Here is a 14112-nt window from a genome sequence, read left to right on the forward strand (position 1 = left end):
CATGTGGAAGGCCGCATTCAATTCCCCACTCATCGTGTTGCTCATCCTCCGATCGAGGCCAGGTGCGGGGTCAGCCCGGTCTGGCCCTGGTGCAGTCCATGCCCGGCCGCTTTCAGGCCAAGCTGGGGGATGATGCGTGCCAGCAGCGCGTCGTGGTCCTCGTCGCGCTGCAGCAGCGGGCGCAGCGGCACGCCGAACTCCCCGAACAGGCACAGCCGCAGGTCACCCTTGGCGGTCACCCGCAGGCGGTTGCAGCCCTTGCAGAAGTCACGCGAATACGGGGCGATGATGCCGATGCTGCCGCGATGGTCGGGGTGGCCGAACTCGCGCGCCGGGCCGGCATCGGCGGCGCGCGGGCGCTCGTGCCAGCCAGCGGCCAGCAGCTGCTCGATCACCCGATCGGCGCGCAGGTGGTGGCGCTGGAAATAGGCTTCGTTGTCGCCGGTGCGCATCAGTTCGATGAAGCGCACGCTGAAGGGGCGGTCTCGCAGGTAATCCATCCACTGCGGCAGCTCGTCGTCGTTCAGGCCACGCAGCAGTACCGCGTTGAGCTTGATCGCTTGCAGGCCCAACGCCTGCGCCAGGGCCAGGCCCTGCTGGATTTCCGGCAGGCGGTCGTGCCCGGTGATGGTGTGGAAACGCTCGCGCTGCAGGCTGTCCATGCTCACGTTCAGCGCGGTCAGCCCGGCCCGGTGCCAACCCGGCAAGCGTCGCGGCAGCAGCGTGCCATTGGTGGTGATGGCCACCTTGCGGATGCCCGGCACCGCCGCCACGGTGGCGATGATCTCGTCCAGATCCTTGCGCAGGCTGGGCTCGCCACCGGTCAGGCGGATCTTGCTCATGCCCAGTGCGGCAAAGGCCCGCACCAGGCGGCCGATCTCCTCCACCTGCAGGAAACGCGGGTGGCCATCGGCCTGGTAGCCGTCGGGCAGGCAGTAGCTGCACCGGAAGTTGCAGGCTTCGGTGAGCGACAAGCGCAGGTACGGAAAGCTGCGTCCGAAGCTGTCGGTGAGTTGGCTCATGGCTGTTCCGCCTCCTGGTACCACCCTGCAGCCCTGCCCCTGAACGGGTTGTCGACCCCAGCCCGCAGAGTGCGCTGGGGCGTTGAAAGCGTCAACCCGGGACAGCCCGCAGCTGAATTGGCACCGCCTGTCGTGATAGGCCCTCCCCGCCCGTCCCGTTCGCCGTGACAACCTCGACACCTGTCGCAGATTGCACGTTGCGGGCGGATCACTACGCCAGCCAGCACTGGCGGGGCTTAACAGCGTAGGACAATGTCAAAAGCGTCTCCAATCGAGTGATGTTTGCAACTCATCTGATTGGCATTGCACAGCGCCAGGGGCTCAGATGGCGTGCCACCGGAAAAGGGTGGCCGGGCTTCGAACACCCGAGTTGATGTTGATGTATGCGCTTGCCAGCCGGCGCCACCTTAGCGTGGCGCCGGCTGGCAACCGGAGCGGCATCAGCTGCCCGGGCGCTGCTTGGCCCTGGCCGATGCCGATTGTGCGTTAACCGGGTTGCGGGTGGTGCTGGAAATGCTGCTGGCGGCGGAACGCACCCGGCAGAACGGCGAACCCGGGCAGTACGTGGGCGACCGGGTGATGGAGGGATTGGTCATGGCCTGCCAGTCGTTGTGCGCCCAGGCGGTGGGGCGGTTGCAGCCCGAAGGGTGAATGCCATGCGCAATGCCCTTCAGCGAGAACCGCCTTCCACCCGACATGCCAGCGGCGTAGCGCCCTTCGCCGAGGGAATCGCGAGTACCTTCCAGCGCTCGGCCAAGGTGCGTTCGACGCGAACAGAAAATGACCGTGCCTCGGCGGGCATCTTCCCTTCAGAGAAGCCGATAGCTATCTCGAAACGATCCAATCCGAGGTTCCCCGCCTCCAGTCCTGAGCCATCTTCCCGCTTCACTCCGACGTAGACGACAGGGCGCTTCACGTCCACCTTTGCCCTGGCAAGCTGGCGATCCAATTCAGCGCTGCCATCGAAGTACTGCATTCCTTCGTCCTTGGCGATAGAGCTGAGGGTCTGCTTGAACCGATTCACGCCCTCCTGGTCATGCACGCAGAACTGGATCATCTTGAAGGGCCGCTTTCCTACAGCCCGTGCGCCGCCAGAGAATCCAAGTCCGACTCCAATCAGAAGTAGTGCTGTCAGGATCCTCATCATCAAGGCCCCAATTTGCAGAGTGTGGCAGCCAACGTCGCCGCAGGGCCAAAAATCATGACCCCAAGGACATCTCCGCTCGGTCTTCTCAGGCGCCTTCCGCCGGATGAGGGAGACCTTGTCGGGGGTGAGGAATCTGGGCACGGAATGTCCTTCAGCGCACTGCACCCGCCATCGGCAGATGCTCGATCCGCCATGTCCTGGCGTAGATGAGAATTACGCTTCCGGTCGAGGTGGTCTCGATACGGAAACATTTCAGGCCGGACAACGGATAGCCGACCGCCTTCCAACGATCAAGAAGATGAGCAAGCCCCGGCTCGTCGTCCTCGACCCTGGCGAACTCTATTCCCTCCTCCCCCAGTACGCCGAAGTTCATGAGCGCCGAGCACCCGTAGGCTTCCGAGAAGCAGACGGTTGCCTGCCGGCCGTCCGGCCAGCGCACGTGGACCTTTACCTCGTCGCATACGCCAGGTTTGCTCCTGTCAATGTTGATGGCCAGCAACGTGGCGTCACACCATTCGAGCAAGTTGAAATCTTCATTCATCCACTGGAATCCGTCAGATGCATACCACGGAGGTGCGACCCCGGTCGCCCCTTCCTCTCTCTCACCGCTCCTGAAGCTCCCCAAGATTGAGATCCCGGGCATAGGACCGCCGACTACTGATCTGCACCGGCTTGGACGCGAACCTCCGGCCGTCCCTGCATTCAACGGCGAATTGCTAGCTCTGGGGTTCCGGCCCTGCAACGACCATCATGGGGACCGAGAATGTGCTTCCAACCGGTTTCGACGAAACTACACCTTCGCCCTCCCCGAGCATGCTCAGCTCACAATCGAGAGCGCGAACGTCACCCTGACCTGGCGGCACGCTTCCCGAGACGCGCACGATCATATCGCCACCCAATGTTGCACAGCCGGCCAGAACCAGACCGGCCATGACAGCTGCGGCACACCTCACCTTTGGCATCCTCGGATCCTCAGTACGCACTGCGACGTCTCACGCCGATAGCCATTCAGGTACGCATCAACCGAGGCGGAGCTTACCGATTGGCTTTCACTCCTTTAATAATAATTGCCATAAACATGCCGCAGATCAGGAGCGACCCCAGCGCCATTGGCAACATTACAAAATAATCGCCCCTCTCAAGGTGGCCAATCGCATACGCCTTCAATACAAGATAGGACGAGGACCTCAAGAAGATTAGCGCAAAGAACAACAAACCAAGCCAATTAAATATTTTCTTGCGCATATGCATATCATCTCCATTATTTGCAATTGCACCCGGACCCACCCGAAACATCCTTCACCGCCTTCATGGCATCCAGTGCATCCTTGTCAGTGGCTACGCGTTGCAACAGTTTCCGTGTGGCCTTAAGGTGACCGCTGAACGTCAAGCCAAACGACAACAGCTCTCCCGTCTTCGCGCCAACTGGCCCCAGCAACTCCCCGCCCACCTCGGTGTAGATGGATTCTCTTTCCTTTCCATCTTGAGCGGTTTGTATCGCTGACACTCCATCGTACGCCGTTGCTCCACCATTCACCATTACCAGGAATCCGGGGATTGCAACTTCGGGCTGCAGAGACAAAACACCGGCAATGGTTGCTCCTGCGCCATTCACAGCTTCCAAGCCTCCAAAGGTGACGTCTGCCACACCGAACGTCATGCCTAAGTAGTCGACGCACTCGCAGGGACACAAACCAAGTGGATCTATCAAAGACGACGGGACGCCACCTGCGTATCCGTATGTGCTGATCCCGCCCCTGAGTCCAATGCGATCACTCTGCGAATACCGCCCCACTGCAGGGTCGTATTCCCGCTGGTAGTTGTAGAACAGCCCACTCGCATCCGTCGCCTGCTGGCCCGGGAAGCGCAGCGCCAGTTCGAACGCCACACCATCGCCATCTGGATCGGCACTTGGGATCTGGTTGCCGAACACCTCGCTCTTGTTGCTCCACTCCCAGATCGCCACATCACGCACCGGATCGATCACCACGCGCGGCGTGCCCAGATGATCCGGCTGCACGTAGGCAAGTTCCGGCACGCCGGCGCTCGGCACGCTGATCAACGCCACCGGGTAGTTGTCCAGCCAGATGGCCTGCTGCTGCGCCTGGCCCGTGGCCGAGTAATTGCCCAGCCACTGCCCTGCTTCGTCGTACAAGGTGATCCGTGCTGCGCCACCGGCCGGGGTCCGCAGAACGCGTTCACCGCGGTGGTTGTAACCGTAGCTTTCCAGTACGGCATTGCCCTGCTTCACCGCGTTCATGCGGTTGGCGTCGTTGTAGATGAACGTCTTGCCGCCGATGCTGGTGGTGTTGCCCACTGCGTCATGGTTGCGCGCTTCGCCGTCCACGGCGGTCAGCCGGTGACTGGTTGCGGGGTAGGTGTAGCTGGCGGTGCCTACCGAGGTGGTCAGCGCGGTGCGATTGCCGGTGGCGTCGTAGGCATAGGTTTCAATCGGCGTGCCGGTCGCGCCGTCCTGGGTCTGGGTCAGGCGGCCCAGCGCGTCGTAGGCGTACTTGGCGAGTACCGTTGAGCCTGTGCCGTTCTTCAGCTCGGTGATCGAACCGACCGGGTCATAGCCATAGCCGAGCGACAGGCCGCCTGCGGCCGGGTCATGCACCGCCTGCGGGCGGTAATCCAGATCCAACGGACGCTGCAGCTGGCGGCCGTTGCCGTAGGTCCAGCCCGTCGCCGGGCCGAAGGCCGCGTAGGTCACGTTGTTCACCACGATCTGGCGCGCCTGGCCGGGGCGGGTCAGACCGATCTGGCTGATGCGCCCTTGGGTATCGCGCACGTAGTCGGCCACGCTGCCGTCGGGGTAGGTCAACGCACTCAGGCGACCCGACTTGCTGTAAGCATAGCGTAGTGTGCTGGCAACGCCGTTGACGGTCTGCACCTTGCGGGTGACCTGGCCGAAGCGGTCATGGCAGTACTGGGTGCTGCCATTGGCATGCAGCACCTGCCCCAGGCGTCCCTTGGCAAAGCGCTCGTCGGTGGCACAGGCGGCCGGCGCCACGTCATAGCTGTAGCCCACGTCCAGATTGGGGTCCGGGTAGGCAATGCCGATCAGGCGGTTGAGTGCATCGTAGTGATAGGTAGCGGTGACGCCACGTGCGTCGGTGGCCGTCTTGCGGTTGCCGGCGGCGTCCACGGTGTAGTTGCTGGCGCCACTGTCCGGGCTGACTTGCCCGGTCAGATCACCGAAGCCGTTATAGGCATAAGTGGTGTGCAGGCCCTTCGGGTCGGTGACCTGGGTGACCTGGTCCAGCGCGTTGTACTGGCTGCGGATCTCCGCCGCCACGCCGCCGACGTCCTGCAGAGTCTGGGCCAGGCGGTTCAGCGGGTCGTACTGCTGGCTGGTCACACGCTGCAGGGCATCGGTCACGGTCTGCGGGTTGCCGTTGGCATCGTAGGCAAAGCCGGTAGCGTGATTGCCGGCGCCCTTCAGTGCGGTCAACTGGCCGAGCGTGTTGAACGTCCGTGCCAGGGTACGGCGCAGGGTGCCGCCAGTATCCAGCGTGTCTTCCTTGAGGCGATTGCCGGCATTGTCCAGCGTGTAGTTAATCGTGTTGCCCGCGTTGTCCTCGATGTCGGTCAAGCGCAGCGCAGCATCGTAGACGTAGGACACGCTGCTGCCATCCGGCTCGGTGATTCTCTGCACCTGGCCGGTTGGCCAGTAGCTCAGCTGGGTGACCCGATCCTCGGCAGTGGTCGCGCCGCGCACGGTGACCGAGGTTGGCCAGCCGCGGGCATGGTAGGTGTAGTCGGTGACCACGCCGTTGGCATCCTTGACCGACAACGGCCGCCCGAACGCGTCGTAGGCCAGAGTCTCGACCGTCTGGCCCAGCGCATTGGTCACGCTGCGCAGGTCGCCCTTGCGATAGGTGCAGGCACCTCCGATCGCGCACCCTGCATCATCCGCCGAGTAATAGGCATAGGTAACGGCATCGGCCACATCCGTGCGCGGGCCATCCACACTCTTCAGCAGCCCCTCCACCGGGCAGCTGCCTGCCGCTGCCACATCAGCGGCTTCGCAGTACGTGTAGCTGGTGATGCGCGTCTGACCGGAAGCGGTGTCGTCACCGTGTTGGCCGTCGGCTGGCGTCGGGAATTGAAGGCCGTGCGGGTTTCGCGGCTACCGATCCGGGTGGTCAGGACCGCATTGGTTTCGACGTCGCGCGCCGTGGTCACCACACGCTGCTCGGGCAGGCCGAACGCTTCGGTCACGGTATGGATGCTGACGGCACGACCGCTCACCGGATCGGAACCCTGCGCATAGGTGTGCTTGGTCTGGATACCGCGGCGATCGGTGTAGGTATCCAGGCGCCGGCGGAAGTCGACACTCTGGTCGTAGTAGGTCCGGCTGACGGTTCCCTGCGAATCCGTCAGGCCGGTTACCTTGCGCGACGGCGCGGTGTCGCCGCCAGGTGTCAGGGTGTAATCGGTCTGCCGCCCCAGCGCGTCGGTCACCACCGCACCACCATTGGGGCTGTAGGCCAGTGTCACGCCATCGGCACCGCCGGCATGCTGACTGGAGATCACACGACCGATGGAATCGTAGGTAAAGGTGCTGTAGCGGCGACCGTCCTCGGCGGTGATGCCGGTCAGGTGCTGGGGGAAGTCCTGGTTCTCGTAGTGATATGTCCGCACACCACCACCCGCATAGGTCACCGTGGCGACCTGGTTCTGCGGCGTGTAGGTATAGGTGGCGAGCGCAATGCCTTCGACCAGCACCGAACTGATCAGCGCCTCATAATCGTTGGACTGGTAAACGAACTCCAGTGTGCGGCCACTGCTGTGGGTGACCGCCGCAAGGCGATCGCTGTCGTCGTAGATGTAGGTCAGCGACGTGCCATCCTGGAAGCGCTTGGCTGCAAGACGCCCGTCCACGCCGAAGGTAGAGATGGAATCCGCCGAGTACAGTGTCCAGTTGCCGTTCTGGACCAGACGGTCACCACTGTCGTCGTCCACCTCATAGGCTTGCCCGATTTTCTTGAATGCACGCTGGAAACCGGTACTTTCAATGATGCCCACACTGTCAACGCCATCCAGTGCCAGGTGGGCGCCCAGCGAATGGGTCCAGCCATAACCGAAGCCACCGGATGAGGTGGAGATGCCGGAGTGATAGAAGCGCGTCAGCGCGATCCAGCCCAGATCGAAGTCCGGCGCGATCTCGTACTTCTCGCCCGTTTTGACATCACATGGGTTGCCGACATTGCCGTCGCAGGTGCCGCCGTTGGAGGCCGGGTCCTTGTCGGGAATCGGACTCATGTTCGCCGCTGTATCGTTGCGGGACATGGGGCAGTTACCGTTGCCGCCGTCCTTGTCGCACTTCTGCGACTTCGATGTGATGGTCGCAACGAATTCTTCGCTGACGCAGGCGTTGTGCTTGTTGGACCACTGTGTGAGGGGAATCGGGCAGTTCAAGCGCCGGGTACGCGCGACCGCCACCGTTCCGGTGTACGGCGTGCAGGGTGATTCAGCCGTGTTGTTGCCAGCCATGGAAGTCAGATCGTAGTAGCGCGACTCGATGACACCTTCCTGATCGGGCGAAGCTGCAAACCACTCGCCTGACGGAGTTACCGCTGCACCGGGGCACACGGGATTGCTGGCTTGTTCGTCCGCAAGAAAATCGGCAACCATCGCCTCTTCCGTCGGAAATATGTCACGCCCTATGTAGGACCAGTCCGGGTCGGAGGGCTGCGACTTCCCCATCCAGTAGGTGATCGACGTATTGCCGTTCAAGTCCACAACTTTCGACTTGATCTTGTCGACAGACTGCCAGCCGAACTGGAACTCCGGCGGGAATGGACTGGGTGCGGGAAGGCTCTTGATCGCCTGCACCGCCTGCTGCTGGGTCTTGTACTGCGTCGAATTGCCGCCGGGCTGCGAAATGCGCCACGTAATCTTGCTTTCCTGCGCATGCGCCACAGCAGGGGCGAAGCAGCCGAGGGCAACAATCGCCAGCGCGGCACGCGAGAGGGTCTTCAGTCGTTCCAACATCCCTGTTCTCCTTCCTGGACGAACACAGCGCCGGCGGGAACGAGAACGCGGAGCTGAGCCCACGCGTCGTGCATCGGATCGTCCCTGGTCCGGAATGCGGCAGTGCCACATGCCGCCCTTATCGTCGAGGACGCTTGCACATTCAAGTGTGGAGTCGCGTAACCGGTCACAGATTCAAGCATCGGTGGCCATTCAGCGGCCTACGCCGGGCTCCCATGACTTCCTCTACAGGGAGTCCGTGTTCATAGCTCACAAAACTACCAGCACAATCTCCCACACACGCCCTGCTCTTCCCGGGCTTCACGCGCGGCTCGCACCGCTACCTGGCAACCGGCCTCACCCTCCAGCGCGAGGAACCCGCTGCGGTGGTGGCCGCGATTCAATCGGTCTCCGACACCTCGAAGTAGCAGTTCCAGGCAACGGCTTCGCCCGTTGTTCCCCGCTACTGCCCGCGCAGCCGAACCGCGAAATACCGCGCCGGGGAAAGGCCAAGCGCTTTCTTGAACATCGTGATGAAGGCCGTTACCGACTCATAGCCCAGCGTCTCGGAAACGCGTTGTACCGGTGCACCGGCGGCGAGTTCCCGAATGGCGATGAGCAGGTGCAGTTGCTGCCGCCAGCGCCCGAAGGACAGTCCCGTTTCCCGTTCGATGAGCCGGGTCAACGTGCGCTCGCCCAGGGCCAGGCGCACGGCCCACTGGCCGATGGTGCTGCGATCTGCCGGATCCGCCGACAGCGCCGCCGCCAACGCCCGCACCTTCGGGTGAGGGCTGACCGGCAGCGACAGGTGCTCGGCCGGCATCTGTACCAGCTCGTCCAGCAACACCCGCGCCAGCCGGTCGGTGTGGCTGCCATGCGGATAGTCCAGCGGCGCGTCGGCCAGGTGCAGGATCATCTCGCGCAGCATCGGGGAGATCCCCAGCGTCACGCACTGCGCCGGCAGGTCGACGACGCCGGGCTCGACGAACAGGTAGCACAGGCGCGCGTTGGCGGTGGCGCGATTGCTGTGCGGCATGCCGCCCGGGATCCAGACGCCACACTGGGGCGGCACGATCCACAACGCATTGGCCACTTCGCAGGTCACCGCGCCATGCAGCGCAAGAATGAGCTGGCCCTTGCGGTGCTCATGCACGGGAATTTCCGCGTCGTGCTCAGCCACCTGCAGGCGGCTGGCGACCGCCGGGCGATCGGTCTCGTCCGGGTCCAGGTCAAAGCCGGGGAGCGAAATGCGAGCCATTCTCACATTGACCGGTTTTAGCGATTGGCTGTCATTGTAGCGAAATTCGCCAGTGCGGCCGATCACTAGCATGAGCCGCATGCACTCCCCCACCCCTGCCCGTCCCCGCGTGTTCCAGGCATTCGCCAGGTTGAAAAGCCCTACCCTCAGGACCGATCAGGAGGCGGTGCTGTTCTCGCTCAAATGCCTGCTCGCAGCGTCGCTCGGACTGTATGTCTCTCTAAGGATCGGTCTGAATCGCCCGTTCTGGGTGATCGGCACGGTCTATCTGGTATCGCAGCCCCTGTCCGGGGCGACCCTCAGCCGCGGCCTGTTCCGCCTGCTGGGTACCGTGGGCGGGGCCGTCGCCACCGTCGTGCTGGTGCCACGTTTCGCCAATGCCCCCCTGGTGCTGAGCGCCGCACTCGCCACGTGGATGGCGCTGTGCCTGTATCTGGCGATGCTCGACCGCACGCCGCGTGCGTATGCGTTCCTGCTGGCCGGCTATACCACCAGCCTGATTGGGTTTCCTGCGGTGATGGTGCCGGGAGACGTGTTCACCGTCGCCATCACGCGGGTGCAGGAAATCGCCATCGGCATCCTGGCGGCTACGCTGGTACATGGGCTGGTGCTGCCGCGCCGGGTTTCGTCGCGCGTGCACGCACGGGTTGCTGCCGTGTTGGATGATGCGGAACGATGGACACGGGACATGCGCGCCGGTGCATCGGACACGGTGCTGGCGACGGACCGCTCGAAAGTGGCCGCCGACCTGCTCGAGCTGCATGTGCTGTCCATCCACCTGCCCTTCGACAGCGCCCACGGCGTGACCCAGGTGCAGATCCTGCGCGCCGTGCATGACCGGATGCTGGACGTCCTGCTGCTGTCCAGCGCGGTGGAAGATTCCATCGCACGGCTGCGCTCACCACAGGCCAGCGCCATGGATGCAACAGGCTGGCGCGATCTGCTGCGGGCCTGGCTGGTCGCGCAACAGGCCGAGCTCGACCTGGCCCACGCCGACTGCCGCGTGCTGCAGGCACAACTGTACGTTGCCCGCCCCGACTGGCGTCGGCATGTACCTGCCCGCCTTGCGCGACATGTGCAGGGTGCGGTACTTCACCGGGATCATCGGCTTGCCCTGAGCAGCGCGCTGGGCGCGTTCGTCGGCATACTGCTGAGCTGCGTTCTGTGGATCGTTACCGGCTGGTCGGAGGGCGCCACGGCGGTGTCCATCGTCGGCACGGCGTGCGTGCTGTTCGGCACGATCGAAGCGCCGGCACCGCATGTCATGCGCTACCTGGTGGGATCGTGCATCGGCGTGGCCGTCGGCCTGCTCTACGGTCTGCTGATCTTCCCCGCGTTGTCCGATATCACCGGCCTGATTGCCGCGCTCGCGCCGGTGCTGCTGCTGTGCGGATCGTTCCTGGCCCGGCCGCCCTTCATCATGGCCGCCCTGGGCGTGGTACTGACCTTCCCGATCATCGCAGGCTTGGGCGCGACCAATTCGGTCAACATCGTCGGCGCACTCAACAACAGCGTTGCGCTGTTCGTGGGTACGACGGTGGCACTGTGCAGCATGCAGCTGCTCCAGACCGCCGACGCGGGCCGCAACCGCGCACGGTTGGAGCATTCGATCCGTCGGGATATCGCACGACACGCCGCCGGACAAGGTGATGTGACACGCGCCTGGCTCAGCCGCATGCTGGATCGAATCGGGCTGCTCGCTCCCAGGCTGCAGGGCCGTTCCAGCGCGGGACACGACCTGCGGGCATTGTTTGCGGAGGTTCGTGCGGCACGTGCATCCAGCCAACTCCGCGCACTGGGCAGGCGCCTGGACGATCCGCGCACCCAGTCGCTTCACGCCGCGCTGGTCGAGCGCATCGCCGCACATTTCAGGATGCGCACTCGCGCGCCAAGCAGTGGCCACACCCATCTTCTGGAACTGCTGGACCGAATGCGCGAAGCAGTGGTTACCAGCAGTGGGGCTGATCGGGAGCATCTGTCGCACCTGCTCTGCGGGTTGCGCCGCGACCTTCTCGTACCTTTGTTCACCCACCGGCGCTGACCTCATGCTTCCTGATCTTTCGATTGACGGCGTGCTGATTCCCGGCCTGCTTGCGGTGGCCGTCGCCGCGCTGGCGCTGTCGGTACTGACCTCACGTTTCCTCGCCAGCCTCGGTCTGTACCGGTTGTTCGCCGCGTGGCCACTGGTGGGCCTGTCCCTGTTCGTGATCCTGGCGGAGCTGATGATCCGGCTCGCGCCCCTGTTCGAGAAATGATATGAAAAACACGCTTGCTGTCATCGGGCGCTGGAGCGCAACCCTGGTGGTGTTCGCAATTGCCGTCGTCGCTGCACTGGCCATCTGGCATCGCTACGAAACACGCCCGTGGACGCGCGATGGGCGGGTGCGCGCCGACGTGGTGCGCGTTGCGTCGGACATGGGGGGATTGGTCACCCAGGTGCTGGTGCACGACAACCAGCGGGTGAGCGCCGGACAGCTGCTGCTGGTGCTGGACCAGCCGCGCTTCGCTGCCGCACTTGAGAAGGCCGACGCCGCGGCCAGCAGCGCACGCGCCACGCTGGCGCTGGCCCGCCGCGAATCGACGCGGGACAACGCACTGGGCAACCTGGTCGCTTCGGAAACCCGCGAACGCAATGCCGCCAAGGTCGATACCGAGCTGGCCACCCTGGCGCAGGCGCGGGCCGAACAGCGCGTTGCCCGGCTCAATGTGCAACGCACCGAGGTGCGCGCGACCACCGATGGCATCGTCACCAACCTGGACCTGCACGCGGGCGACTACCTGCAGCCGGGGGCACAGGCGCTGGCGCTGATCGACAGCCGTAGCCTGCGCATCGAGGGCTACTTCGAGGAAACCAAGCTGGGCTGCATCACCGAGGGCGATGCCGCCGTGGCCCGGCTGATGGGCGACGACCACGACGTGCGCGGGCACGTGGATACCATCGCCGCCGGCATTGCCGACGATCAGCGCTCAAGCACGCACAACCTGCTCCCCGCCGTGGCGCCGACGTACACCTGGGTGAGGCTGGCACAGCGGATCCCGGTACGCATCCGCATTGATGATGCGCGGCCGGATACCCGCCTGATCGTCGGTCGCACTGCGAGTGTGACCATCACGCCCTCGGCACAGGGAGCCTGCAAGTGAGCCTGCGAACACTACGCGGTGGGCTGCTTGCCCTGCTGCTGCCGATGACGGCCTGCGTCTCCGGCCCCGACTATCACCTGCCTGCGAATGCCGTCGCTGCCTCCACACGCGCGGCACAGGCGTTCGTCTCGGGCAAAGAGGCATCGTTCAGCCACGACGCGCCACCGGATCGATGGTGGCAACTGTATGGCGACCCTCAGCTTGACGCCTACGTACGCGAAGCACTGGCGGCCAATACCGACCTGCGCGCCGCCGATGCCAACCTTCGGCGCGCCAGCGCTACCGTGCTGGAGTACCGCGCGCGCGGGGCCGTGCAAACCGACGTGGATGCATCGGGCACGCTCACCCATGCCGGTGGCTACACCCAGGCGTCGGCCGCGCCGCAGTCGTATGTGCTGGGCCTTCACCTCTCCTATCCACTGGATCTTGCTGGTGGCATCCGACGCGCCATCGAAGCCGCCAACGCGGACGCCGAGGCCGTCGCTGCGGCGCGGGACCAGGTCCGCGTGGTCGTCGCTGCGGCCGTCACCCGTGCCTATCTCCAGGTATGCACCCGAAATCACACGCTCGCTGCAACCCGGCAGGTGCTGGCGGTGCAGCGCGCCACGCTGGAGGCAACCCGACGCCTGGCTGCCGGAGGGCGCGGAACGGACTTCGATGTCAGCCGTGCCGGTGCCGCCGTCAACCGCAGCGCGGCGGGGATACCGCACCTGCTGGCGGAACGCCAGGCCGCACTGTTCGAACTGGCCGCATTGATGGGCAGGCTCCCGGCGGACTATCCCAGGGAGGCCGAAGCCTGCCCAGGCCCCCCGGAGCTGGAGCAGGCGCTGCCGGTCGGTGATGGTTGGCAACTGCTCCAGCGGCGCCCCGACATACGTGCTGCCGAGCGGAGCCTTGCCGCGGCCACGGCGATGATCGGCGTAGAGACCGCGGAACTTTATCCGCGGGTCACCCTGGGCGCGTCCCTGGGCACGGCGGGCATGCGAGGGCAGCTGCTTTCCGCCGACAGTTTCGGGGCGAGCGTCGGGCCGCTGCTGTCATGGCACTGGCCCAACCGCCGCGCCACCAAGGCCCGCATCGCAGCGGCCGGTGCCAATGCAGATACCGCTCTTGCTTCCTTTGACGGCGCGGTGCTGCAGGCACTGCGCCAGACCGAGACTGCGCTTTCTGCCTGCACGCAGGAGCTCGAACGCGAGCGCAGCCTGGCACAGGCGCGTGGGGACGCAGCGCGGGCCGCGGGGCAGGCGCAGCAGCTCTACCGTTTCGGCAGGATCGATTTTCTCGATGTGCTTTCGGCCCAGGCCGCACTGGCAGATGCGGAGTCCGCATTGGCCGCATCGCGCGCGGACCGGGTCGATCGCCAGATGGATCTGTTCCTGTCACTGGGCGGCGGCTGGATCACGACGGATTCGGCGCAGGGCGGGGCCCAGTAACCCCGTGCCTTGACAGTGACTGCAGGCCGCACAGTCTGTTCAGAAAAGTGCCGCCCAAACCCGTATTCATTCACACTGACTGCCCTATATTCCCGCCACAGCGCCGCATGCTGCGGCCATGACGGAGGCACT

At 64.5% G+C, this 14112-nt stretch carries 9 protein-coding genes and 3 pseudogenes; 6 read left to right on the top strand and 6 right to left on the bottom strand.

Annotation, left to right across the window (positions count from 1 at the left end):
• Positions 1-41: 41 nt before the first annotated feature.
• Positions 42-1022 (bottom strand): GTP 3',8-cyclase MoaA, encoded by a 981-nt coding sequence (gene moaA, locus ACM0PY_RS01350; RefSeq protein ID WP_235646684.1) that lies wholly within the window; start codon positions 1020-1022, stop codon positions 42-44.
• A gap of 414 nt (positions 1023-1436) precedes the next feature.
• Here moaA and ACM0PY_RS01355 point away from each other — a divergent pair.
• A pseudogene (locus ACM0PY_RS01355) lies at positions 1437-1673 on the top strand (hypothetical protein); the annotation flags it as partial.
• Positions 1674-1692: 19 nt separating this feature from the next.
• Here the strand turns inward: ACM0PY_RS01355 and ACM0PY_RS01360 are convergent.
• The 4 genes and pseudogenes from ACM0PY_RS01360 to ACM0PY_RS01375 form a co-directional block, all read right to left on the bottom strand.
• Positions 1693-2079: a hypothetical protein gene (locus tag ACM0PY_RS01360; RefSeq protein WP_134972021.1), complete on the bottom strand. Its 387-nt coding sequence runs from the start codon at positions 2077-2079 to the stop codon at positions 1693-1695.
• A gap of 241 nt (positions 2080-2320) precedes the next feature.
• Positions 2321-2710 carry a hypothetical protein gene (locus tag ACM0PY_RS01365; protein ID WP_069138359.1) on the bottom strand — a complete coding sequence of 130 codons (390 nt, stop codon included), beginning with the start codon at positions 2708-2710 and terminating at the stop codon, positions 2321-2323.
• Positions 2711-3204: 494 nt separating this feature from the next.
• Positions 3205-3420 carry a hypothetical protein gene (locus tag ACM0PY_RS01370; protein ID WP_049413534.1) on the bottom strand — a complete coding sequence of 72 codons (216 nt, stop codon included), beginning with the start codon at positions 3418-3420 and terminating at the stop codon, positions 3205-3207.
• A gap of 439 nt (positions 3421-3859) precedes the next feature.
• Positions 3860-8169, bottom strand: a pseudogene (locus ACM0PY_RS01375) (RHS repeat-associated core domain-containing protein); the annotation flags it as partial.
• Positions 8170-8447: 278 nt separating this feature from the next.
• Between ACM0PY_RS01375 and ACM0PY_RS01380 the strand changes: the two are divergent.
• Positions 8448-8576: pseudogene (locus tag ACM0PY_RS01380) on the top strand (alpha/beta fold hydrolase); the annotation flags it as partial.
• A 35-nt stretch (positions 8577-8611) separates the two neighbouring features.
• Here ACM0PY_RS01380 and ACM0PY_RS01385 read toward each other — a convergent pair.
• Positions 8612-9406 (bottom strand): AraC family transcriptional regulator, encoded by a 795-nt coding sequence (locus ACM0PY_RS01385; RefSeq protein ID WP_180886188.1) that lies wholly within the window; start codon positions 9404-9406, stop codon positions 8612-8614.
• A 70-nt stretch (positions 9407-9476) separates the two neighbouring features.
• On the opposite strand from ACM0PY_RS01385, the gene ACM0PY_RS01390 reads away from it, so the two are divergent.
• Genes ACM0PY_RS01390 through ACM0PY_RS01405 form a run of 4 tightly spaced genes read left to right on the top strand, consistent with a single transcriptional unit; the run spans position 9477 to position 13980 of the window.
• Complete coding sequence (locus ACM0PY_RS01390; RefSeq protein WP_258013460.1) at positions 9477-11447, top strand: FUSC family protein; 1971 nt, start codon at positions 9477-9479, stop codon at positions 11445-11447.
• A 4-nt stretch (positions 11448-11451) separates the two neighbouring features.
• Positions 11452-11661: a DUF1656 domain-containing protein gene (locus ACM0PY_RS01395; protein ID WP_005416886.1), complete on the top strand. Its 210-nt coding sequence runs from the start codon at positions 11452-11454 to the stop codon at positions 11659-11661.
• A gap of 1 nt (position 11662) precedes the next feature.
• Positions 11663-12547, top strand: a complete 885-nt coding sequence (locus ACM0PY_RS01400) for an HlyD family secretion protein (protein WP_180886157.1) — start codon at positions 11663-11665, stop codon at positions 12545-12547.
• Positions 12544-13980: an efflux transporter outer membrane subunit gene (locus tag ACM0PY_RS01405; protein WP_180886159.1), complete on the top strand. Its 1437-nt coding sequence runs from the start codon at positions 12544-12546 to the stop codon at positions 13978-13980. The genes ACM0PY_RS01400 and ACM0PY_RS01405 overlap by 4 nt, the downstream gene beginning before the upstream one ends.
• Positions 13981-14112 lie beyond the last annotated feature (132 nt).

The sequence above is a fragment of the Stenotrophomonas sp. BR163 genome (assembly GCF_047520985.2).
In the GTDB taxonomy this organism is placed as follows: Bacteria; Pseudomonadota; Gammaproteobacteria; order Xanthomonadales; family Xanthomonadaceae; genus Stenotrophomonas; species Stenotrophomonas sepilia.